We start from the raw sequence: 21,997 nt of genomic DNA on the forward strand, positions 1-21,997 counted from the left end.
CACTACTAGTTTACTAGTATTAGTGATAGGTATTGCTTATGGTACATACGAAGGAATGAAGGATTCAGTTTCATTGACCGTGAATGGCCAAGAAAAGCAGGTTCGTACTCATTCGGACACAGTAGGTGCATTGTTAAAGGAATTAAAAATAGATATAAGAGCAGAAGATAGCATTTCGCCGGCAATAGATAAAAAGATTAAAGACAACATAAAAGTCATTTATGAAGCTTCTAAGCCTATAAACATCGCGGTCGGTGATGAGCGAAGGACAATTTGGACAACAGCGGATACAGTAAAGGAATTAATACAGCAGGAAAATCTAGATGTTACACAGCATGATAAAATTGAACCAGCATTAGATACAAAGCTTGAAACGGATTCGTCATTAACGATTGATAAGGCATTTCAGCTTACACTAAATGTTGACAATAAAAACCAACAGGTTTGGACTACTTCGACTACTGTCGCTGACTTTTTAAAGAAACAAAACGTTACATTAAACGAATTAGATAAAGTTGAACCGGCCCTAACTAACAAGGTTGATCAAGAGGGCGCGATAACGGTTACAAGGATAGAAAAAGTCACCGATGTAGTGGAAGAACCAATTGCCTTTGATGTTGTTACGCAAAGTGATAATAACATTGAAAAGGGAAAACAGAAGGTTATCGATTCTGGAAAAGAAGGTAAACGAGAAAAGCACTATGAAGTTGTCAAAGAAAATGGCAAGGAAATTTCTAGAAAGCTACTCAAAACTGAGACTGTTGAAGAAAGTAAAAATCGTGTTGTTGCATTAGGTACGAAGGTTGCACAAACAGTAAGTACTGCATCTGTTTCACGTAACAATGATTCAGTAAAAAAAGAATTTTATGTAAAATCTACAGCATACACGGCACATTGCAGTGGTTGTTCAGGTACCACAGCTACTGGAGTTAATCTACGAGCAAATCCAGGTGCTAAAGTGATTGCAGTTGATCCAAGTGTAATTCCATTAGGCACAAAGGTGCATGTTGAAGGCTATGGGTATGCGGTTGCCGCAGATACCGGCTCTGCTATTAAGGGCAATAAAATTGATGTGTTTTTACCGTCTAAATCAGCCGCCTATCGATGGGGCTCGAAACAAGTGAAGATCAAAGTTTTAGAATAGAGACTAACGGAGGGTTTTTATCCCTCTGTTTTTTTGCGTTATAATGGAGAATATATTCACCTAGGCTTATACTATGTATTCACAGGAATAACCCAAAGGGACACCTTTATAACCCTTGGAATATAACTTTCAATAAGTAAGACGAATCAACCTTCTAAAAGGTTTCAACATTTGGAGGAGAAAATGAAAATAAAAGAAATTATTGTTGTAGAAGGTAAGGATGATACAACAGCGATAAAAAGAGCTGTTGATGCGGATACAATAGAAACGAATGGTTCATCGATTGGTGATTCGGTGATTGAGCAAGTAAAGCTCGCACAGAAGACAAGGGGGGTCATCTTATTTACAGATCCGGATTTTCCAGGGGAGAAAATTAGGAATACAATTGCAGAAAAGGTTCCGGGCTGTAAACATGCCTTTTTGCCGAAAGAAGAAGCGAGACCGAAAAGAGGGAAGGGAATTGGCGTAGAACATGCATCCGTCGAGGCTATACGCAATGCCCTTCAGGCAGTAAAGGAAGAAATGGAGGAGTTTACGACCGATATTTCCTTAGATGATTTATTAGAAGCAGGGCTTTTGGGAGGAGAGCGTGCAAGGGCTAGACGTGAAGAATTAGGTCTGCTATTAAAAATTGGTTATACAAATGGAAAACAACTTCTCAAGAGACTGCAAATGTTCCAAATAAGTAGGGATGAATACGTACAAGCAATAAATAAGATCCTACAGGAGGAGAAAAACGGATGATGAAGGATATTGCAACACCAATTAGAACGAAAGCGATATTAGAAAAGTATGGTTTTTCATTTAAAAAGAGTTTAGGGCAAAACTTTTTAATTGAGCCAAACGTATTATCGAGAATTGTTGATCATGCAAATGTAACAGAGAAAACAGGCGTCATTGAAATTGGACCAGGGATTGGTGCATTAACTGAACAGCTTGCAAGGAGAGCGAAAAAGGTTGTAGCTTTTGAAATAGACCAACGTCTGCTCCCGATATTAAATGAAACGTTAGCGCCATATTCAAATGTAACGGTTATTCATCAAGATGTTTTAGAGGCGAATCTAATGGAGGCGATAACGGAGCATTTTAATGAATGTGAGGAAATTATGGTCGTGGCAAACCTTCCATATTACGTAACAACGCCAATCATTATGAAATTGTTAGAGGATAAATTACCGCTTAAAGGGATTGTTGTTATGCTCCAAAAGGAAGTAGCGGATCGAATTGCAGCAAACCCATCTACAAAGGAATACGGTTCTTTATCAATTGCTGTCCAATATTACACAGATGCCAAAACAGTGATGACTGTTCCAAAAACAGTTTTTGTCCCACAGCCTAATGTTGATTCGGCCATTATTCGTTTATTAGTAAGAGATGAACCGATTGTAGAGCTGAAAAATGAATCATTCTTTTTCCAGATTGTCCGAGCTAGCTTTGCGCAAAGGAGAAAAACGCTACTCAATAATTTGGTACATTTTCTACCGAATGGAAAGGAATTAAAGCCTGTTATAGAAGCAACATTAGCACAGGTTGAGATTGATGGAAGAAGAAGAGGGGAATCCCTTTCCATAGAGGAGTTTGCCAAATTAAGTGACGCGTTAGATAGTGTGTTAAACAACGCATAGATGATCACAACATAGTGTAAATAGGTATAGAATCTAGGTATAGTCTATGTTCAGACTTCGTCTAGATTTTTTGCCGTTCAGTTGGAGTAGGATGATTACTAATATCAAATGGGATTCCTTTATGTTTTAAAATAAGAAAGTATAAATTTTTTGGCTTAGTTTTCGTGTTCAGCGCAAGCTTCTAGCCCCTCTTGGATCTAAGACGCTCAGGAAGTGAAGGCAAAGAAACACCTTCACTTCCTGAGCGTCTTATTTGTCCGAGGCTGAACAAGGCGCTTGCGCTTTTCTTATAAGCTTGTACTTTCTTATGTTTTTACTAATGGTATATCACCAATTAAAGAAACCATACATAGGCTAGAAAAGGATACTAGTAGCGATAAAGTATTAGTTGACTGAGATTCCATGTCTAGTTCAAGTGGATAAGGTCCAGCTACCATAAATGCGTGTGTGATTGGTCAAATTTTGGCCGAGATGCTTGGGCTTTCTTAGGGAATGGGAAAATATACATTTTTGTAACAAAATATAAGTTTTAGTGCAAGTGTCCTAGACCATTTAAATTCTGGCCACTCATGATTCGAAGATAAGGGGAAACCGCTTTACACAAGTGGCATATTTACCCGGTGCTAAACAAGACGCTACCGCAAATTAGATTAGGCGAATCATTCATTGGAGTGATAAACATGCAGGTGAAAATTGGTGATATTGTAGCAAGAAAGTCTTATCGGTTGGATTTATTATTTAGAGTGATTGACGTCAAAATAACTGCTACAGGTGAGCAGGTAGCAATTTTATATGGAGATGAAGTTAGGTTAGTAGCAGATGCAAAATGTGATGATTTAGTTGTAGTAGATGAAAAGGAGAGAAATAGCCGCAAGCAAAAGGAAAAGGAAAAGGTTGATCAATCGTATTATTTATTAACACAGGATTATCAACTACAACGAGAGAAACAGGAATATTATGCAACATCAAGCTATAGTCATAACGAGGAATTTTTCCATATACCTGGAAGAGTCCTTCATGTTGATGGCGACCCTCATTATTTGCAAAAATGTTTATCTTTATATGAAAAGATAGGTGTTCCTGTAGATGGTGTTCATGTAAGTGAGAAAGAAATGCCTGAAAAAATAACAGAGCTGCTTGATAAATACCGTCCAGATATTTTAGTAGTAACAGGCCATGATGCTTATTCAAAGCATAAAGGAAGCATAGATGATTTAAATGCATACCGTCATTCGAAGCAATTTGTTCAAACGGTGCTTAATGCTCGTAATAAGGTTTCCCATCTAGATCAGCTAGTGATATTTGCTGGCGCCTGCCAATCACATTTTGAATCATTAATACGAGCGGGGGCTAACTTCGCAAGCTCGCCATCAAGAGTAAATATTCACGCATTGGATCCGGTTTATATTGTCGCGAAGGTTAGTTTTACACCCTTTATAGAAAGGATTAATGTGTGGGATGTCTTGCGAAATACATTAACAAGAGAAAAAGGGCTTGGTGGCGTCGATACAAAGGGTGTCCTTCGTACAGGTATGCCATATAAAAATCATAGTAATCAATAATGGATTGCCACGATCATTTTTGAAATGAAAGTGGTCTGTTTCAGACACCAGGAATTTATAAAATTCTTGTACGGTGGATAAGCGTATGACATCCAGATCCTAGCCCCTCTTGGGTCTACAGAAGCTCAGGAATAGAAGGCAAAGAATGCTTTTTATTCCTGAGCGTCTTATTTGCCCGAGGCTGCCCGAGGTTGATCAAGGTGCTTACGCTATTCTTATTCTCCCACATGAATTACGCAAATAAAAAATCCTATTTTTTGATAAAAATCATCTTTTTTTACTTCGAATGGCGTAGTAATGGACATGCTATATTTCTAACAATGGGAAAGGGAAAATAGAATATTAGCATTCAATTATCGCCAAAAAATGAACAATTGACAAAATAACGAAAAAAATATTCATATTTCTACATAATAGCGCCCATGTTTGTTCAAACTATAGGTAGGAGGAATGAGAATTTTGTAGAAAATATTTTATTGACAGTTGGGAAAAAACATTGATATAATGGAAAATTTGTTTGACTTACATAGGTGCAAGGTGTATACTAATAATAGTGAGGTGGATGCAATGGGAAAAACTCTAACGGATATTAAAAAGTCCTTGGATGGTAATCTTGGCAGACGACTAACACTTAAAGCAAACGGTGGTCGTAGAAAAACGATAGAACGCTGTGGTGTACTTGCAGAAACCTATCCATCTGTATTTGTTATTGAACTTGATCAAGATGAGAACTCTTTTGAGCGTGTCTCTTACAGCTATGCAGATGTATTAACTGAAACAGTACAATTAACATTTTTTGAAGATACAACTGGTTCATTTGCAGTTAGTGGACAGTAGACAATAAGTTGTTTACTGTCTTTTCGTTTGTTAAAAAGCAGGTATTAACAAATGATGAACTACATAAAATATGCTCCAAGGTTAATAATAGATACTGCCGCAGTTCAAATTCTTCTTTGAAGATCCAAGCTTATCCTTAGGAAGGATGTGTTCGGAATGGGCAGACGTCGTGGGATTATGTCCGAAAGCTTTAAATATGAATTAGCAAAAGACTTAGGTTTTTACGATACTGTAAAAGAAGAAGGTTGGGGAGCAATTCGTTCACGTGATGCAGGAAATATGGTAAAGCGCGCAATTGAATTAGCTGAATTACAGCTTGCTCAACAAAACAATCGTACTAAATAAAAGCAGCGGCAGGGTTGGCTAGTTAGCTCAGGTTTCCTCATTCATTGAGGAACTGATCTTTTAGCCAGCCCTTTCTTTCTATATGAGAGAGAACATTTGGTAATAGATGGTGATTTGAGTGCAGGTCTTAGAGAGTTTTGAAAACGCTTTTAGGTCGGCATCAAACCCTAATTAACCTTTTAAAATAAAGGCGAAGGATCTCTTCTATTCAGGCATATCCTCTTAGCTTGTGGATGACTGAAATGTCTCAGCCCTTCGATTTGTCGAAAAAGGAATGAATATACCTGCTTTTGTGGTACAATGTTGATACAATTTAAGATCGTACAAGTAGGTGATTACGATGCGAGTATTAGAAAAGGCACCAGCCAAGATAAACTTATCATTAGATGTCCTTCATAAGCGGAAGGATTGCTTTCATGAAGTGAAAATGATTATGACAACAATCGATCTAGCCGATCGTGTTGAGCTTGTTGATTTACCATTTGAAGAAATACGGATTGTTTCTCATAATCGATTCGTTCCAGATGATCAACGAAACTTAGCCTATCAGGCAGCTAAATTGTTGAAAGATCGTTTTGGAATCCGAAAAGGGATATCCATTTCAATTACTAAAACAATTCCAGTAGCTGCAGGCTTAGCTGGAGGAAGTAGTGATGCAGCTGCAACATTACGTGGATTAAATCGCCTGTGGAATTTAGGCTTGACGCTAGATGAATTAGCAGAACTTGGAGCAGAAATTGGATCTGATGTTTCCTTTTGTGTTTACGGGGGCACTGCGTTAGCGACAGGTAGAGGCGAAATCATCCATCATATTGATCCGCCGCCACATTGTTGGGTAGTACTTGCTAAACCGACGATTGGTGTTTCTACAGCTGATGTATATAAAAATTTAAACATAAACACAATAAAGCATCCTGATGTAGATGGAATGATTGCAGCGATTGAAGCTAGAGATTATGATCAAATATGCAGTCTAATGGGAAATGTATTAGAGAGTGTCACGTTAACGATGTATCCTGAAGTAGGAAACATTAAAGACCAAATGAAACGATTTGGTGCAGATGCCGTATTGATGAGTGGAAGCGGCCCTACAGTTTTTGGTCTTGTTCAATATGAATCACGTTTACCAAGGGTTTATAATGGTTTAAGGGGATTTTGTGACCAAGTTTTTGCAGTAAGAATGTTGGGCGAGCGTAACAGCCTTGATTAAATGCGGATGTTAAGTTATATTTACAATATTAATATTCGGGTTTTGGAGGTTGCGATTTCATGAAATTTCGTCGTAGTGGACGTCTTGTTGATATGACAAACTACATGCTACATCATCCACACTCGTTAGTGCCGTTAACATATTTTTCTGAAAAATATCAATCAGCCAAGTCATCCATAAGCGAAGACTTGACGATTATTAAAGAGACGTTTGAACAGCAAGGAATTGGAACATTACTAACGGTAGCTGGAGCTGCGGGTGGGGTAAAGTTTATTCCGAAGGTCAAGCTAAGTGAAGCGAAACAATTTATTGACGAACTTTGCGAATTGATGGCTAAACCGGAAAGGTTACTTCCGGGTGGTTATTTGTATTTAACAGATATGCTAGGTGATCCTTCGATTGTTAATCAAATAGGGCGCTTATTTGCTACAGTTTTTAGCAATCGTAAAATTGACGTTGTTATGACTGTAGCAACTAAGGGTATACCACTAGCATATGCAGTTGCTGGTCAGTTGGATGTACCTGTTGTGTATGTAAGGAAGGATAGTAAGGTAACAGAAGGTTCTACGGTTAGTATTAATTATGTTTCAGGATCTTCGAAGCGTATACAAACTATGCTCCTTGCTAAGCGAAGCCTAAAAGAAGGATCAAATGTGTTAATTATTGATGACTTCATGAAAGCTGGAGGTACCATCAATGGCATGATTAGTCTGTTAGAAGAATTCGACGCAAATGTTGCGGGGATTGGTGTTCTTGTAGAAACAGAAGGAGTCGAAGAGAGATTGGTAGATGAGTATATCTCTCTTGTAAAATTGACTGCTGTTAATATGCGTGAGCGGGATATCCAAGTTATGCCGGGAACGTATTTCCATAATATGAAAGATAATGAGATTGGGGAGGATTAGTATGAAAATTGTAAACACAAATTCAGCGCCAGCTGCTATCGGTCCATATTCTCAAGGGATTATTGTTAATAATCTATTTTATAGTTCAGGTCAAATTCCATTAACGGCTAGCGGTGAAATGGTAACAGGAGATATAGCTGAACAAACACATCAAGTCTTTAAAAACTTAAAGGCAGTACTAGATGAGGCAGGGGCATCACTTGAATCAGTGGTGAAATCTACAGTCTTTCTGAAAGATATGAATCAATTTGTTGAGTTTAATGAAGTTTATGGACAATACTTTGCAGAACATAAGCCAGCACGTTCTTGCGTTGAGGTTGCTCGTCTACCGAAAGATGCTCTTGTAGAAATTGAAGTTATAGCATTAGTTAAATAGTTTTTAATTTGCCAATCGTTTAATAGACGGTTGGTATTTTTTTTGAGAAAAGGTGTGCTTTTACAGGAATGTAGTTTAGTGCTTATCACTAGAATCAATTTATAGGGGATGTGCAGGGAGAGCATTAGTTGACCTAAATGCCTTTATTCTTGTTTAGCGTACAATTGAATTCTTGAACTGTAGATAAGTATACAACATTTAGCTGGAGTGGTTTTGTTCCTTAAGACTTGTAAGGGGTATCTGTTATTTCTAATAATATGCCCTAATTTAAAAGAAATTTCAAAAAAAGAAGGAATAAGGAAAATTATGTTGAATTAATACTAGTAGTTTTTCATATGGGGGAAAAGGTGGTGAACAGAATGGAAGTTACAGACGTAAGATTACGCCGCGTTAATACTGAAGGTCGTATGAGAGCGATTGCGTCTATTACGCTTGATCATGAGTTTGTTGTCCATGATATTCGTGTGATTGATGGAAATAACGGTCTCTTTGTTGCGATGCCAAGTAAGCGTACTCCTGATGGTGAGTTTAGAGATATTGCACACCCTATCAATTCTAATACTCGTGGAAAAATCCAGGATGCAGTATTAGCTGAGTACCATAGATTAGGGGAGCTGGAAGTAGAATTTGAAGAAGCAGGTGCTTCATAAAATATAAAAAAGGACTTTGCGTAAAAACATGCAGAGTCCTTTTTTATCGTTAAGGGAATAACGCCATTCTTTTTATACTTGATGAGAACTATCTATGTGGTGTAAAAGGGACTATGATTGTGCGTTTTACGCTATATCGGAGACTAATCGAGACGCCTTCAATCACTTTCCATTCTCCCATAAGAGGAAAGAAATCAGTAATTGTAAAAGTAAGTGATGGATTGCGTGCGAAAAGATGAAACTATGATAAAATTAGTAATATCTTGTACTTTTGCTTGTTAGCTTGAAATACTGGTTATTTTAAGATATATTTTTGTATGGATAAGAAGGTATTTTACGTATAGAAATTCTCTAAAATAGGTTAAAAATTAAAATGGAGGCCTAATAAATGGATAATCGGTACGCAGTTATCTTAGCCGCGGGACAAGGCACACGGATGAAATCCTCATTATATAAAGTATTACATACAGTATGTGGAAAACCTATGGTGCAGCATGTTTTAGACCAAGTATCTAAATTAGAATTAACTAAAATCGTTACTGTTGTTGGTCACGGGGCAGAACGGGTAAAATCAGAGCTCGGAAATAGTAGTGAGTATGCTTTGCAAAGTGAACAATTAGGCACTGCTCATGCGGTTATGCAGGCCGCAACATTTTTAGAAAATGAAGAAGGAACAACGATTGTTATTTGCGGTGATACACCACTTATCACTTCGGAGACAATGTCGGATTTGCTAACTCATCATAAAGAAACGAATGCAAAGGCAACAATCTTAACTGCTAAAGCAGATGAACCTACTGGTTATGGTCGTATTGTTCGTAATGCAGAAGGATCTGTTGAAAAGATTGTAGAACACAAGGACGCGACTGAATTAGAACGTAGTATTTCGGAAATTAATACAGGTACATATTGCTTTGATAATAAAGAATTATTTAAGGCGTTATCGAATGTATCTAATGATAATGTTCAGGGAGAATATTATTTACCGGATGTCATTGAAATTTTACAAAAAGAGGGTAAAATTGTTTCCGCGTATCAAACGGCTTCATTTGATGAAACATTAGGAGTAAACGATCGAATTGCTTTATCACAGGCAGAAAAAATTATGAAGCTACGCATTAACAAAGAGCATATGCGAAATGGTGTATCACTAATTGACCCAGAGCAAACATATATTTCAGTAGATGCAGTAATTGGACGTGATACAGTCATTTATCCTGGAACAATGATTCTTGGCGAAACAGTAATTGGTGAAAATTGTATTATTGGGCCAAACACGGAAATTAAAAATTGCACGATTCAAAATGCGACGACCATTCGTCAATCAGTTGCCCACGATAGCCATATCGGCAACGATGTTGCAATTGGACCGTTTGCCCATATTCGCCCTTCATCTTCAATTGCAGATGAAGTGAAGATTGGAAACTTTGTTGAAGTTAAAAAGTCAACAATGGGCAAGGGAAGTAAGGCATCTCATTTAAGCTATATTGGCGATGCAGAGGTTGGTTCAGATGTAAACCTTGGATGCGGCTCTATTACGGTTAATTATGATGGTAGTAATAAATTTCTAACAAAAATTGAGGATGGCGCATTCATTGGCTGTAACTCTAACTTAATTGCACCTGTTACGATTGGTAAAGGAGCATATGTTGCTGCAGGATCAACTGTAACAAATAATGTACCTGAAAAGGCCTTATCTGTTGCTAGGTCAAGACAAGTAAATAAAGAGAATTATGTCGACAAAATAAATAATAAAAATTCCTAATGGAGGTTTTCACTTTAATATGTCTAATCGCTATGGAGATTCTAGTTTAAAAATATTTTCGCTTAACTCTAACAAGGCTTTAGCAAAAGAAATAGCTGATGTTGTTGGTGTTGATTTAGGGAAGACTTCTGTTACTCGTTTTAGTGATGGAGAAATTCAAATTAATATTGAAGAAAGTATTCGTGGTTGTGATGTGTATATTATCCAATCAACAAGTGCTCCTGTTAATGAACATTTAATGGAACTATTGATCATGATTGATGCTTTAAAACGTGCTTCGGCTAAAACAATTAACATTGTGATTCCTTACTATGGTTATGCAAGACAAGATCGTAAAGCGAGAGCAAGGGAGCCAATTACTGCAAAATTAGTGGCTAATCTTATTGAAACAGCTGGATCAACACGTGTTATTACACTAGATCTTCATGCTCCACAACTTCAGGGCTTTTTTGATATTCCAATTGATCATCTTATGGGTGTTCCAATTCTTGGGGAATATTTTATAAGTAAGGAAATTAGTGATGTTGTTGTTGTTTCTCCGGATCACGGTGGTGTAACTCGCGCCCGTAAGCTTGCTGATAAGCTTAAAGCTCCAATCGCGATTATTGACAAAAGACGCCCAAAACCTAATGTAGTTGAAGTAATGAATATTGTTGGTAACATTGAAGGGAAAACAGCAATTCTTATTGATGATATTATCGATACAGCTGGAACGATTACACTTGCGGCAAATGCACTTGTAGAAAATGGAGCAAAAGAAGTTTATGCTTGCTGTACGCATCCAGTTTTATCTGGTCCAGCTATTGAGCGAATTCAAAACTCTAAAATCAAAGAACTAGTTGTGACAAATTCAATTGCCTTACCTGATGAGAAGCGAATGGATAAATTAGTTGAACTATCTGTAGCACCATTGATTGGTGAAGCGATTATTCGTGTACATGAACAACAATCTGTAAGTTACCTTTTTGATTGATTTTTAAAAAGCTTATTCTTAGATTGTACTTCAAGAAGTTGAGAAATGTGGACTTCTTGAAGTATCTAGTCTTTGAATAGGCTTTTTTGTGCCTTGTTTAATGTCTAGCTTCAGCGCCTTCAGCTAGTCTTGGACTGATCAGAGTACTTCCACTTTTAAAATTAATGTTTATACCTTCCTTGTTATGGGTAAACAATAGATATGGTTTAAAACTAGTAAGGAAGGTGTAAGGATGACAACATTGCAAGCTGTAAAAAGAACGGAATTTACAAACTCTGCTAAAAGGAAGATTCGTGAATCAGGTGAAATTCCTGCAATTATTTATGGAAAGTCCATTGAGAGTAAGCCTGTAGCAGTAAATAGTATAGAGCTTATGAAGACTCTTAGAGAAGAAGGTAAGAACACTATTATTAATTTAAGTGTTGATGGATCATCTTATGCTGTTATGCTCTATGATCTGCAAACAAATCCACTGAAGAGTGAGATTGTTCATGCGGATTTTCATATTGTGGATATGCAGGCTGATATTCAAGTTGAGGTACCGATAAACTTAACTGGCGATGCACAAGGAGTAAAGGATGGTGGTGTTTTACAGCAACCACTTTATGAGGTGACGATCAATGTTAAGCCTGGGAAAATCCCTCAAACAATTGAAGTAGACATCACGAATCTTGGTGTAAATGAAACAATTTCTATTAAAGATTTACCGGAAAATAAGGATTACACTTTTGTACAAGATGAGGAGCAAGTGATTGCGTCTATTCTTCCTCCAAAGCAGGAAGCGGAAATTGATAGTGGTGAAGAACAAGAAGCCGGCACTCCTCAAAATGAAGAAGGAAGAGAGAAAAACGAAGAGTAAAGAGAATAGTGAATGTCGTGGCTGATCTCATGTCAGCCACAATCCAATGGGGTATAAAAGACAAATAAAACGTTTACTTATAGAATAAATGACAAGGGCTGACAGTTTTACTTTTTGGTCAGCTTTTTTTGTGCTATTGTTATATAATAGATAATGAGACAAAGTAGAAATAAATATGTTGAACTATTTAAGATAAAGCTGTGTTGGGAGGGTTTCTAGTTTTGAAACTCATTGTTGGCTTAGGTAATCCTGGTAAACAGTATGAACAAACAAGACATAATGTAGGTTTTATGGTGGTTGATAAGCTCTCGAAGGAATTATCGATTCCACTTGATCGCACTAAATTTAATGGGATTTATGGAATAGGACATGTTTCAGGCGAGAAAGTCATATTATTAAAACCACTTACATATATGAATTTATCAGGTGAATGTATTCGACCTTTGATGGATTATTATGAAATCAATGACGATGAAATGGTTGTTATTTACGATGACCTTGATCTACCTGTTGGGAAAATCAGATTAAGAACAAAAGGTAGTGCAGGTGGTCATAATGGGATTAAGTCTATGATTTTACATTTAGGCACTCAACAATTTAATCGGATTCGTGTAGGCGTTGATCGTCCCAATAATGGCATGAAAATTGCAGACTATGTTTTAGCTGATTTTACGAGAGATGAGGAACAAGGGATAAATGAGGCAATCGATCGGACGACGAATGCTTGCGAGAAATGGCTTTCAACATCGTTTGTTCAAGTGATGAATGATTTTAATTAAAAGTTGTTATAGCAGAACAAAGATCTATAATATTATAAATATCTTGCTACTTACGCATGCTCAGTGTATTTCCACCTAATTCCTGCTCGTCTTATGCATGTCGGAGCTGACCAAGGCGCTTCCGCTTTTCTGGTTGTCTAGCTGCAGCACCTAGCTCCTCGAGTCATAAGTCAATCAGGAATTGAAGGTAAAGAGCACCTTCTATTCCTGCTCGTCTTATGCCTGTCGGGGCTGACCAAGGCGCTTCCGCTTTTCTGGTTGTCTAGCTGCAGCGCCTAGCTCCTCGAGTCATAAGTCAATCAGGAATTGAAGGTAAAGAGCACCTTCTATTCCTGCTCGTCTTATGCATGTCGGAGCTGACCAAGGCGCTTCCGCTTTTCTGATAGTATATTATGCCGTTAAAAGGTTCATACTAGCAATATTATAAATCTTTTAGGAGGCAATTATGGCTCTGCATTATCATTGTAGACATTGTGGTGTGAAGGTAGGAAGTCTTGAGGATATCTCCATTTCAAGTGAGCAGCTTGGGTTTCAGCATTTAACAAATGACGAACGTCAAGAGATGATTACATATCAGCAAAATGGTGATATGCAAATAAAAACGATTTGCGAGGACTGTCAGGAGGCATTAAATAGAAATCCTGAGTTCCATCAATATGAGAGTTTTATTCAGTAAGAGCTTTGGGTACATCCCAAAGCGTTTTTCTGTTTTATATTTCAAGCATGGCATTTTTAAAAGATAAGAAATTTTTGACATAGTTTTCGTGTCCAGCTCCAGCGCCAAGCCCCTCTTGGGTCTAAGCCAATCAGGAATTGAAGGTAAAAAACACCTTCTATTCCTGATGGTCTTATGCATGTCGGGGCTGATCAAGGCGCTTCCGCTTTTCTTATTATAGATTGCCTTTTTTGCCCAGGGCCAATAAATGACGCTGGTGTATTTATGTATTAACGAGAGGAGGGCTCAAGCTTGTATAGTTTACAAAAGCATTTTTTTGATAATGATGATTTTAAAACAATTGTTTCAGGAATTGAAGAAGGGTTGAAGGAACAGCTTGTAGCTGGTATATCTGGTTCAGCTAGAACTGTTTTTTCTGCAGCCCTTTATAATAATTTAAAGAAATCGATGTTAATTATTACCCACAACCTATACCAGGCTCAAAAAGTATATGAAGATTTAGTGCATCTCCTTAATGATGATGTTGTATATCTTTATCCTGTAAATGATTTAATTGCATCTGAGCTTGCGATTGCTAGTCCAGAGTTAAAAGCTCAACGAATAGAGGTTCTAAACAGGCTAGCTGAAGGGAAACATTCAATTATTATCGCTCCAGTTGCAGGTGTTAGACGTTTACTCCCACCTAAAGGGCTTTGGAGAGAGAATCAGTTAAAGTTGTCGCTTGGACAAAATATTAACCTAGATGAGGCTGTACACCAGTTCATAGCGCTTGGTTATGAACGAGTAGATATGGTTAACGCTCCTGGTGAGTTTAGTGTCCGCGGGGGAATTATTGATGTCTATCCGTTGACTGAAGAACACGCAATTCGTATTGAATTATTTGATATAGAGATCGATTCGATTCGTTCATTTAATATAGAGGACCAGCGTTCCTTAGATATGCTAAAGGAAGTTTCAATTGGGCCTGCTATTGAAATGATTATGAATGAAGAGTCTAAAAATCGAAGTATTCAAGCGGTGGAAGCAGGTTTAGCGAAGAGTCTGAAAAAGACAAAGAATGAACAGCAAAAGGAATTGCTTGTCGAAAATATTCAATATGATTTAGAGCGCTTACGTAATGGCCAAATAAGTCAAGATCTTTATAAATATGCTTCGCTTTTCTATCATGAGGCTACTAGTTTACTAGATTATTTCCCGGATGAGTCTATCGTTATACTAGATGAAATAAGTAGGATTCATGAGACGTATGATCAGCTAGATAGGGAAGAGGCTGAGTGGTATACGAGTTTACTTGAAGATGGAAAGATTATTCAGGACATGAAAATATCTCACTCGTATATTGATGTTGTCACGAAATCGAAGTTTCCATTAGTATACTTATCCATATTTTTGAGACATGTTCCTCATACAAGTCCACAAAATGTCTTGAATTTATCATGCAAGCAAATGCAAAACTTTCATGGTCAAATGAATGTGTTAAAAAATGAACTTGATCGATGGAAAAAATCGAATTATGCTATTGTATTTTTAGGTGTAAATGAAGAACGAACGAAGAAATTAGAGCAAGTGCTAGAGGATTATGAAATAAATGCAACGATTCTAAGAGAAGGGGAATCTTTCGTTAGTGGGAAAATTTTGATAATGGAAGGGGACCTTCAGACGGGTTTCGAGCTTCCGATGCAGAAGCTTGCTGTTATAACAGAAGAGGAACTATTTAAAAAGAGAGTCAAAAAGCAGGTCAGAAGACAAAAACTTTCAAATGCCGAAAGAATAAAAAGCTATTCTGAATTAGAGATTGGTGACTATGTCGTCCATGTTAATCACGGAATTGGTAAATACCTTGGGATTGAAACGCTTGAGATTAATGGGATTCATAAAGATTATTTAAACATTCATTACCAAGGCAGTGATCAATTATATGTTCCAGTTGGACAAATTGATCAAGTCCAAAAGTACGTCGGCTCTGAAGGGAAGGAGCCAAAGGTTTACAAGCTTGGTGGAAGTGATTGGCGCAGGGTTAAGAAGAAAGTTGAATCATCGGTCCAAGATATTGCTGATGACTTAATAAAGCTATATGCAGAGCGAGAAGCAAGCGAAGGCTATGCATTTTCTCCAGATGGGGAAATGCAGAAGGAATTTGAATTGGCCTTCCCATATCAAGAAACAGATGACCAAATCAGGTCTATAGAAGAAATCAAGAAGGATATGGAACGTCTAAGACCAATGGACAGGCTTTTATGTGGAGATGTTGGGTATGGGAAAACAGAAGTGGCCATCAGAGCTGCATTTAAAGCGATTGCTGATGGGAAACAAGTAGCATTATTAGTTCCGACAACAATCTTAGCTCAGCAGCACTTTGAAACAGTGAGAGAGCGATTTCAAGAGTATCCGATAACTGTTGGTCAACTAAGTCGTTTTAGAACGCGAAAGGAAATTACTGAAACGAAAAAGGGCTTAAGTAATGGTACAGTAGATATGGTGATCGGTACGCATAGGCTGTTATCAAAAGATGTCCAATATAAAGATTTAGGACTGTTAATCATTGATGAAGAGCAACGCTTTGGTGTTACACATAAAGAGAAAATTAAGCAGTTAAAGGCAAATGTAGATGTTCTTACATTAACAGCTACTCCAATTCCGAGAACATTGCATATGTCTATGTTAGGTGTTCGTGATTTATCTGTTATTGAAACGCCGCCTGAGAATCGCTTCCCAGTCCAAACGTATGTTGTTGAGTACAATAATGCCCTCGTAAGGGAATCGATTGAGCGTGAAATGGCACGTGGGGGACAAGTCTTCTTTTTATACAATCGTGTTGAAGATATTGAACGAAAAGCAGAGGAAATTTCCATGCTTATACCAGATGCAAGAGTGACGTATGCCCATGGGAAAATGACAGAAAATGAACTAGAGACTGTCATGCTCAATTTCCTTGAAGGAGAGTATGATGTATTAGTTAGCACGACGATCATTGAGACGGGCGTAGATATTCCAAATGTGAATACGTTAATTGTGAATGAAGCCGATAAGATGGGGTTATCACAGCTTTATCAGCTTAGAGGTAGGGTAGGCCGTTCAAATCGAGTTGCATATGCCTATTTCACACATCGAAAAGATAAAGTCTTAACAGAAGTAGCTGAAAAAAGACTTCAAGCGATTAAGGAGTTCACAGAATTAGGCTCTGGATTTAAAATTGCGATGCGTGACCTTTCAATTAGGGGAGCAGGTAATTTATTAGGAGCCCAGCAGCATGGCTTTATTGATTCTGTTGGATTTGATCTTTATTCACAAATGCTGAAAGAAGCAATTGAAGAAAGACAAACAGACACTCCGAGGGAGAAGAAAATTGACGTTGAAATTGACCTGCAGGTGGATGCATATTTACCACAAGAGTATATTTCAGATGGACGTCAAAAAATTGATATGTATAAACGTTTTAGAGCAATTACGTCTCTAGTAGAATTAGAAGAACTGCAAGAGGAAATTGTTGACCGCTTTGGGGAATATCCAGTGGAAGTGGACTATTTATTCCAAATTGCAAAAATTAAGGTGTTTGCAATTCAAGAAAGAGTAGAGCTTATTAAACAGGAAAAAGCGATGATTAATCTCCTTATTGAAGAGGAAGCAAGTAATAAGATTGATGGCCATAGTCTTTTTGACTTAAGTAATAAGTATAATCGAATGGTTGGATTAGGTATGGATGGTGGTCGATTAAAGATAACTGTCGATACGAAAGGACATTCTTCTGAAAAGTGGTTAGGTATATTAACTGAATTGCTAAATGGTTTAGCGAATGTGAAAAAAGAGGAAATTTCTTTGAATTAAGGTTTACTAATAGAGTTTTAAGGAAAGGCTTATTAGTTGCAAATTTGTCTAAAATGTTAAAAAATCACTTTCATGATGTATATTACATCACATGTGTAGGATACTAATTTCAACAAATGGTGATTGTTACATAAAGAGAAAACTCCTGTAAGAAAGTTTTCACTCATAAGGTAAAGGCTCATTTAGATTTCGACATATCACTATACAGGAATAAAACAATCACCTTTTTTCCTATCATCCGATGAAAGTGAGGCAACATAAGATGAAAGCAACTGGTATTGTTCGTCGCATTGATGATTTAGGTCGCGTTGTTATCCCAAAGGAGATTCGGAGAACTCTTCGAATCCGTGAAGGAGATCCGCTAGAAATTTTTGTGGATCGCGATGGTGAAGTTATTCTGAAAAAGTATTCTCCCATTAGTGAGTTAAGTGATTTTTCTAAGGAATACGCAGACGCCCTATACGATAGTTTAGGTCATCCGGTTTTAATTTGTGATAGAGACACCTTCATTGCTGTATCTGGCGGTTCTAAAAAGGAATACTTAAATAAGAGCATAAGTGACATTGTCGAGAAGGCCATGGAAGAGAGAAACACCGTTTTACAAACAGAGGCTTCAGAGGCGCAGATTGTCGCCGACCTGCATGAAGAAATTAAATCATATACAATTGGACCGATAATCGCCAATGGCGATCCAATTGGTGCGGTGGTTATCTTCTCAAAGGAACAGTCGATTGGTGAAGTTGAACATAAGGCTGTCGAGACAGCTGCAGCATTTTTAGCAAAACAAATGGAACATTGATTTTGGATGGTAAAAAGGGTAGCGAATTCGCTACCTTTTTTATGTTGAAGAAAAGATAAAATTCTTGCACTGTGGCTAAGCGCACGGCATCCAGCTCCAGCGCCTAGCCCCTCTTGGCTATTTGCCCGAGGCTGAAGAGGCGCTTGCGCTTTTGTTCTATTACTTGTCAGAGCTGGTCAAGGCGCTTACGCTTTTATATAATAAGCTAGGGGGATTCTGGGAGGAGAAGGACATGAACGTCCAAAAGAATAGTATTAATTTGGCTATGCAGGGTGCTGTTATCCTAACTATTGCTGGGTTAATAACAAAGATATTAAGTGCAGCATACCGTGTTCCTTATCAAAATATAGTAGGAGATATCGGGTTTTATATTTATCAACAGGTTTACCCGTTCTATGGGATGGGTGTGATTTTAGCGACCTCGGGATTTCCTGTCATGATATCAAAAGTAATGACTGATTATGGATATGGTAAATCACTCCATATTAAATCAAAAATTATGACCATCACTTTTTTATACTTAACGATCATTGGAGTTGTTTTATCAGCTACTTTATACATATTTTCTGACAACATAGCGGCTTATATGGGAGATTCTAACCTAACTGCGCTCATTCAAGTAACGTCGATTGCGCTTTTGGTTGTTCCTATTATTTCAATATTCAGAGGCTATTTTCAGTTTGAGCAAAATATGCAGCCAACTGCGATTTCGCAAATTATCGAGCAGAGTATAAGAGTATCGGTTATTTTAGTAAGCTCATATTATATGGTGAGAGCTGGTTATAATCTCTATGAAGCTGGTTTTGGTGCGTTAGTAGGGTCAATTGTCGGAAGTGTGGCGGGTCTTATTCTGCTCCTAATTTTTTGGATTAGAAAAAAGCAGCATACGAAGATAAGGTGGAATATTTCTGCACCTATTGAAACGTGGAAAATACTCACTTCACTAATAAAGTATAGTTGGACAATTGCTTTGAGTAGTTTACTTCTTATTTTAATTCAGCTTATTGATGCACTTAATTTATATTCCCTTTTAATCGGTGGAGGAATGGGTGAGGTTTTAGCAAAGGAAACTAAGGGCGTTTATGATCGTGGACAGCCGCTGATTCAGTTAGGTACCGTTGTTGCAACGTCATTAGCTTTGTCACTTGTTCCTGTCATTGCGAGTGCTAAGTTCCAAAATAATAGTAAATTAATTCACGAAAAGGTAAATTTGTCACTAAAGGTATGTATTGTTGTTGGGGCTGGTGCAGCTACAGGTTTAATTGCAATTATAAGACCAACGAATATTATGCTTTTTACAAATGCTTCTGGATCAAATGTATTAATGATTTTAAGCGCTTCTATTTTGTTTACTTCCCTATGTTTAACGATGTTTGCGATTCTTCAGGGGTTAGGTTATACCTTCTTTCCAGCGCTGTCTGTTTTGATCGGAGTTGGTGCGAAATATTTAGCAAATATATGGCTCATTCCACTATACGGAGTAAGCGGTGCAGCGGTTTCAACAGTTCTTTCTTATTGTCTCATTGCAATCCTGACGAGCTTGTTTATGATGGTCAAGGGTTATTCATTTAAAGAAAAAAAGTGTTTGGTTAAAATTAGTTTAGCACTTGTTATGATGTTTCTTATAATATGTGCTTTATTAACAGTTGTAGGTTCAGTTATTGATTTGGATAATCGTCTAAATGCCACCTTTGCTTCATTCTTTGGGGTGGTGGTTGGTGGTAGCTTATATGGATGGTTAATTATAAAGTTAAACGTCTTTTCTCGTAACGAGCTTCAATACATACCGATTGCGAAAAAGGGATTAAAAAAAGAGAAGTGGGGTTCGTAAATGGCTAAGCAAATCACTATTGTAGGTTTAGGTGCGGGTGATCTAAACCAATTACCTTATGGTGTATATCAATTAATTACAAAATCTGAACATTTATTTTTACGTACAAAAGAGCATCCAATAATCGGGGAATTACACTCAGAAATAAGCTTCGAATCGTTTGATTCTATTTATGAAGAAAATGATCATTTTGAGGACGTTTACCATAAAATTGTTGAAAAACTATTAGAAAAAGCAGACGATGCAGATATTGTGTATGCTGTACCAGGGCATCCTCTCGTTGCAGAAAAAACAGTTCAAATCCTTTTAACTGACGGCAGGCAGAGTGGGTATACAATCGTTGTACAAGGAGGTCAAAGCTTCCTCGATTCAACCTTTCAAGCCTTGGAAATTGATCCAATTGAGGGATTTCAGCTTGTTGATGCATTAACTTTAAAAAGCGATCAACTCCAATTAAATGGACATGTTATCATTACGCAGGTGTACGACCAAATGGTAGCATCAGAAGTGAAATTAACATTAATGGAGCAGTTGCCTGATGACTATAAAGTTATGATCGTCACCGCAGCCGGGAGTAGCGAGCAACAAATAAAAGAGGTTGCTCTTTATGAACTAGACAGGGAAACAAGGATGAATAATTTAACAAGTATATACATTCCACCTGTAGAAAATAGTGAAACTTTGCATCATCAGTTTTCGTCCTTACGAGGCATTATTGCAAAGCTCCGTGGACCGAATGGTTGTCCATGGGACAAGGAACAGACGCATGATTCTCTTAAAAGATATTTAATCGAAGAATGCTATGAACTTCTAGAGGCAATCGAGGAAGAAGACTACGACCATATAATCGAAGAGTTAGGTGATGTCCTGCTGCAAGTTGTTCTTCATGCACAAATTGGTGAAGATGATGGTATGTTCTCAATTGATGATGTCATAAAGGGTATCTCGGATAAAATGGTTCGTAGACATCCACATGTCTTTGGAGAGGTCATGGTACAAGATACGGAAGAAGTTTTATCAAATTGGGAAGATATAAAGCGTAAAGAAAAGGGCTCAAGAGATAAAACGTCAATTCTCGATTCTGTTTCAACAGCACTCCCTGCGCTTTCAAAAGCTTATCACTTGCAGAAAAAGGCCGCAAAGGTTGGCTTTGATTGGCCGACGATTGATGGGACATGGGAAAAGGTCAAGGAGGAAATAAACGAATTTGAAATAGAGATAGCCTCAAATGAAGATGAACGTCTGATGATGAAGGAGTTTGGTGACGTGCTATTTGCACTCGTCAATGTTGGAAGACATTATAAGATTGAACCTGAAGAAGCATTAACTTCTACAAATAAAAAGTTTTATGATCGTTTTACTTATATAGAGAAAAAGGCAGTAGAGAATCAAAAGGAGCTTCAAGATATGTCTTTAGAAGAAATGGATAGATATTGGGATGAGGCAAAAAAACTGGTGAAGAGGGATAAAGATGAGACTAGATAAATTTTTAAAGGTATCAAGAATAATTAAAAGACGAACGTTAGCAAAAGAGATTGCTGATCAAGGAAGAATTTCAATAAATGGGACACCTGGAAAGGCGAGTTCACAGGTAAAGGTTGGAGATGAGTTATTGATTCGATTTGGTCAAAAGTTAGTTACGGTCAAAATTGCAGACTTGAAGGAGACAACAAGGAAAGAGGAGGCAACAGACCTTTATCGAATTGTGAAGGAAGAAAGGATTAGTCAAGAGTAGGTGTTTTTGGGGGAATAGAAATGGGATGTTTTGACGGTGTGTTGGTGTCTAGCTCCAGCGCTAAGCCCCTCGAGTCATAAGCCACTCCATAATTGAAGGCA

The 21,997-nt window shown here is 37.5% G+C and carries 20 protein-coding genes; all 20 read left to right on the forward strand.

Features of this window, described 5'->3' with window-relative positions; translation table 11 throughout:
• Positions 1-55: 55 nt before the first annotated feature.
• The 20 genes from K9V48_RS13070 to K9V48_RS13165 all read left to right on the forward strand — a co-directional run bounded on the left by K9V48_RS13070 (position 56) and on the right by K9V48_RS13165 (position 21,896).
• Entirely contained in the window at positions 56-1,144 is a 1,089-nt protein-coding gene (locus tag K9V48_RS13070) for a G5 and 3D domain-containing protein (protein WP_224139427.1), read from the forward strand.
• Positions 1,145-1,327: 183 nt separating this feature from the next.
• Positions 1,328-1,888 (forward strand): ribonuclease M5, encoded by a 561-nt coding sequence (gene rnmV, locus K9V48_RS13075; protein ID WP_224139428.1) that lies wholly within the window; start codon positions 1,328-1,330, stop codon positions 1,886-1,888.
• The gene (rsmA, locus tag K9V48_RS13080; protein ID WP_224139429.1) at positions 1,885-2,769 is read left to right on the forward strand and encodes a 16S rRNA (adenine(1518)-N(6)/adenine(1519)-N(6))-dimethyltransferase RsmA; all 885 of its coding nucleotides are present in this window, start codon (positions 1,885-1,887) and stop codon (positions 2,767-2,769) included. Before rnmV ends, rsmA begins: the two co-directional genes overlap by 4 nt.
• A 680-nt stretch (positions 2,770-3,449) precedes the next feature.
• Positions 3,450-4,331 carry a sporulation peptidase YabG gene (yabG, locus tag K9V48_RS13085; protein ID WP_224139430.1) on the forward strand — a complete coding sequence of 294 codons (882 nt, stop codon included), beginning with the start codon at positions 3,450-3,452 and terminating at the stop codon, positions 4,329-4,331.
• A gap of 567 nt (positions 4,332-4,898) precedes the next feature.
• Positions 4,899-5,168: a biofilm formation stimulator Veg gene (gene veg, locus K9V48_RS13090; RefSeq protein ID WP_026562427.1), complete on the forward strand. Its 270-nt coding sequence runs from the start codon at positions 4,899-4,901 to the stop codon at positions 5,166-5,168.
• Positions 5,169-5,324: 156 nt separating this feature from the next.
• Complete coding sequence (locus K9V48_RS13095) at positions 5,325-5,513, forward strand: small, acid-soluble spore protein, alpha/beta type (RefSeq protein ID WP_224139431.1); 189 nt, start codon at positions 5,325-5,327, stop codon at positions 5,511-5,513.
• 340 nt (positions 5,514-5,853) lie between these two features.
• A complete protein-coding gene (gene ispE, locus K9V48_RS13100; protein WP_224139432.1) occupies positions 5,854-6,723 on the forward strand; it encodes a 4-(cytidine 5'-diphospho)-2-C-methyl-D-erythritol kinase in 870 nt (289 codons plus the stop codon).
• Between the two features lie 59 nt (positions 6,724-6,782).
• Entirely contained in the window at positions 6,783-7,628 is an 846-nt protein-coding gene (gene purR, locus K9V48_RS13105) for a pur operon repressor (RefSeq protein ID WP_111618159.1), read from the forward strand.
• Position 7,629: 1 nt separating this feature from the next.
• Positions 7,630-8,004 carry a 2-iminobutanoate/2-iminopropanoate deaminase gene (ridA, locus tag K9V48_RS13110; RefSeq protein WP_224139433.1) on the forward strand — a complete coding sequence of 125 codons (375 nt, stop codon included), beginning with the start codon at positions 7,630-7,632 and terminating at the stop codon, positions 8,002-8,004.
• Positions 8,005-8,363: 359 nt separating this feature from the next.
• Positions 8,364-8,654 (forward strand): septation regulator SpoVG, encoded by a 291-nt coding sequence (spoVG, locus tag K9V48_RS13115; protein WP_046517517.1) that lies wholly within the window; start codon positions 8,364-8,366, stop codon positions 8,652-8,654.
• Between the two features lie 388 nt (positions 8,655-9,042).
• Positions 9,043-10,419, forward strand: coding sequence for a bifunctional UDP-N-acetylglucosamine diphosphorylase/glucosamine-1-phosphate N-acetyltransferase GlmU (gene glmU / locus K9V48_RS13120; protein ID WP_224139434.1), 1,377 nt, complete (start codon positions 9,043-9,045; stop codon positions 10,417-10,419).
• A gap of 19 nt (positions 10,420-10,438) precedes the next feature.
• Positions 10,439-11,392, forward strand: a complete 954-nt coding sequence (locus K9V48_RS13125; protein WP_111618162.1) for a ribose-phosphate diphosphokinase — start codon at positions 10,439-10,441, stop codon at positions 11,390-11,392.
• Positions 11,393-11,624: 232 nt separating this feature from the next.
• Positions 11,625-12,251 (forward strand): 50S ribosomal protein L25/general stress protein Ctc, encoded by a 627-nt coding sequence (locus K9V48_RS13130; protein WP_224139435.1) that lies wholly within the window; start codon positions 11,625-11,627, stop codon positions 12,249-12,251.
• Between the two features lie 221 nt (positions 12,252-12,472).
• Positions 12,473-13,030 (forward strand): aminoacyl-tRNA hydrolase, encoded by a 558-nt coding sequence (gene pth / locus K9V48_RS13135; RefSeq protein WP_224139436.1) that lies wholly within the window; start codon positions 12,473-12,475, stop codon positions 13,028-13,030.
• Between the two features lie 445 nt (positions 13,031-13,475).
• Positions 13,476-13,706, forward strand: coding sequence for an anti-sigma-F factor Fin (gene fin, locus K9V48_RS13140; protein WP_224139437.1), 231 nt, complete (start codon positions 13,476-13,478; stop codon positions 13,704-13,706).
• A gap of 291 nt (positions 13,707-13,997) precedes the next feature.
• Positions 13,998-17,531 carry a transcription-repair coupling factor gene (gene mfd, locus K9V48_RS13145; protein ID WP_224139438.1) on the forward strand — a complete coding sequence of 1,178 codons (3,534 nt, stop codon included), beginning with the start codon at positions 13,998-14,000 and terminating at the stop codon, positions 17,529-17,531.
• Between the two features lie 262 nt (positions 17,532-17,793).
• Positions 17,794-18,330, forward strand: a complete 537-nt coding sequence (gene spoVT, locus K9V48_RS13150) for a stage V sporulation protein T (RefSeq protein WP_224139439.1) — start codon at positions 17,794-17,796, stop codon at positions 18,328-18,330.
• Between the two features lie 232 nt (positions 18,331-18,562).
• Positions 18,563-20,161: a putative polysaccharide biosynthesis protein gene (locus K9V48_RS13155; protein ID WP_224139440.1), complete on the forward strand. Its 1,599-nt coding sequence runs from the start codon at positions 18,563-18,565 to the stop codon at positions 20,159-20,161.
• Positions 20,162-21,646, forward strand: a complete 1,485-nt coding sequence (gene yabN, locus K9V48_RS13160; RefSeq protein WP_224139441.1) for a bifunctional methyltransferase/pyrophosphohydrolase YabN — start codon at positions 20,162-20,164, stop codon at positions 21,644-21,646.
• A complete protein-coding gene (locus K9V48_RS13165; RefSeq protein ID WP_224139442.1) occupies positions 21,633-21,896 on the forward strand; it encodes an RNA-binding S4 domain-containing protein in 264 nt (87 codons plus the stop codon). The genes yabN and K9V48_RS13165 overlap by 14 nt, the downstream gene beginning before the upstream one ends.
• Positions 21,897-21,997 lie beyond the last annotated feature (101 nt).

This window comes from Metabacillus rhizolycopersici (assembly GCF_020075705.1).

Bases quoted from the DNA above. Each gene is read 5' to 3' on its own strand.
- K9V48_RS13070 (WP_224139427.1), top strand. From the start codon at position 56: ATGAAGGATTCAGTTTCATTGACCGTGAATGGCCAAGAAAAGCAGGTT.
- rnmV (WP_224139428.1), top strand. From the start codon at position 1,328: ATGAAAATAAAAGAAATTATTGTTGTAGAAGGTAAGGATGATACAACA.
- rsmA (WP_224139429.1), top strand. From the start codon at position 1,885: ATGATGAAGGATATTGCAACACCAATTAGAACGAAAGCGATATTAGAA.
- yabG (WP_224139430.1), top strand. From the start codon at position 3,450: ATGCAGGTGAAAATTGGTGATATTGTAGCAAGAAAGTCTTATCGGTTG.
- veg (WP_026562427.1), top strand. From the start codon at position 4,899: ATGGGAAAAACTCTAACGGATATTAAAAAGTCCTTGGATGGTAATCTT.
- K9V48_RS13095 (WP_224139431.1), top strand. From the start codon at position 5,325: ATGGGCAGACGTCGTGGGATTATGTCCGAAAGCTTTAAATATGAATTA.
- ispE (WP_224139432.1), top strand. From the start codon at position 5,854: ATGCGAGTATTAGAAAAGGCACCAGCCAAGATAAACTTATCATTAGAT.
- purR (WP_111618159.1), top strand. From the start codon at position 6,783: ATGAAATTTCGTCGTAGTGGACGTCTTGTTGATATGACAAACTACATG.
- ridA (WP_224139433.1), top strand. From the start codon at position 7,630: ATGAAAATTGTAAACACAAATTCAGCGCCAGCTGCTATCGGTCCATAT.
- spoVG (WP_046517517.1), top strand. From the start codon at position 8,364: ATGGAAGTTACAGACGTAAGATTACGCCGCGTTAATACTGAAGGTCGT.
- glmU (WP_224139434.1), top strand. From the start codon at position 9,043: ATGGATAATCGGTACGCAGTTATCTTAGCCGCGGGACAAGGCACACGG.
- K9V48_RS13125 (WP_111618162.1), top strand. From the start codon at position 10,439: ATGTCTAATCGCTATGGAGATTCTAGTTTAAAAATATTTTCGCTTAAC.
- K9V48_RS13130 (WP_224139435.1), top strand. From the start codon at position 11,625: ATGACAACATTGCAAGCTGTAAAAAGAACGGAATTTACAAACTCTGCT.
- fin (WP_224139437.1), top strand. From the start codon at position 13,476: ATGGCTCTGCATTATCATTGTAGACATTGTGGTGTGAAGGTAGGAAGT.
- spoVT (WP_224139439.1), top strand. From the start codon at position 17,794: ATGAAAGCAACTGGTATTGTTCGTCGCATTGATGATTTAGGTCGCGTT.
- K9V48_RS13155 (WP_224139440.1), top strand. From the start codon at position 18,563: ATGAACGTCCAAAAGAATAGTATTAATTTGGCTATGCAGGGTGCTGTT.
- yabN (WP_224139441.1), top strand. From the start codon at position 20,162: ATGGCTAAGCAAATCACTATTGTAGGTTTAGGTGCGGGTGATCTAAAC.
- K9V48_RS13165 (WP_224139442.1), top strand. From the start codon at position 21,633: ATGAGACTAGATAAATTTTTAAAGGTATCAAGAATAATTAAAAGACGA.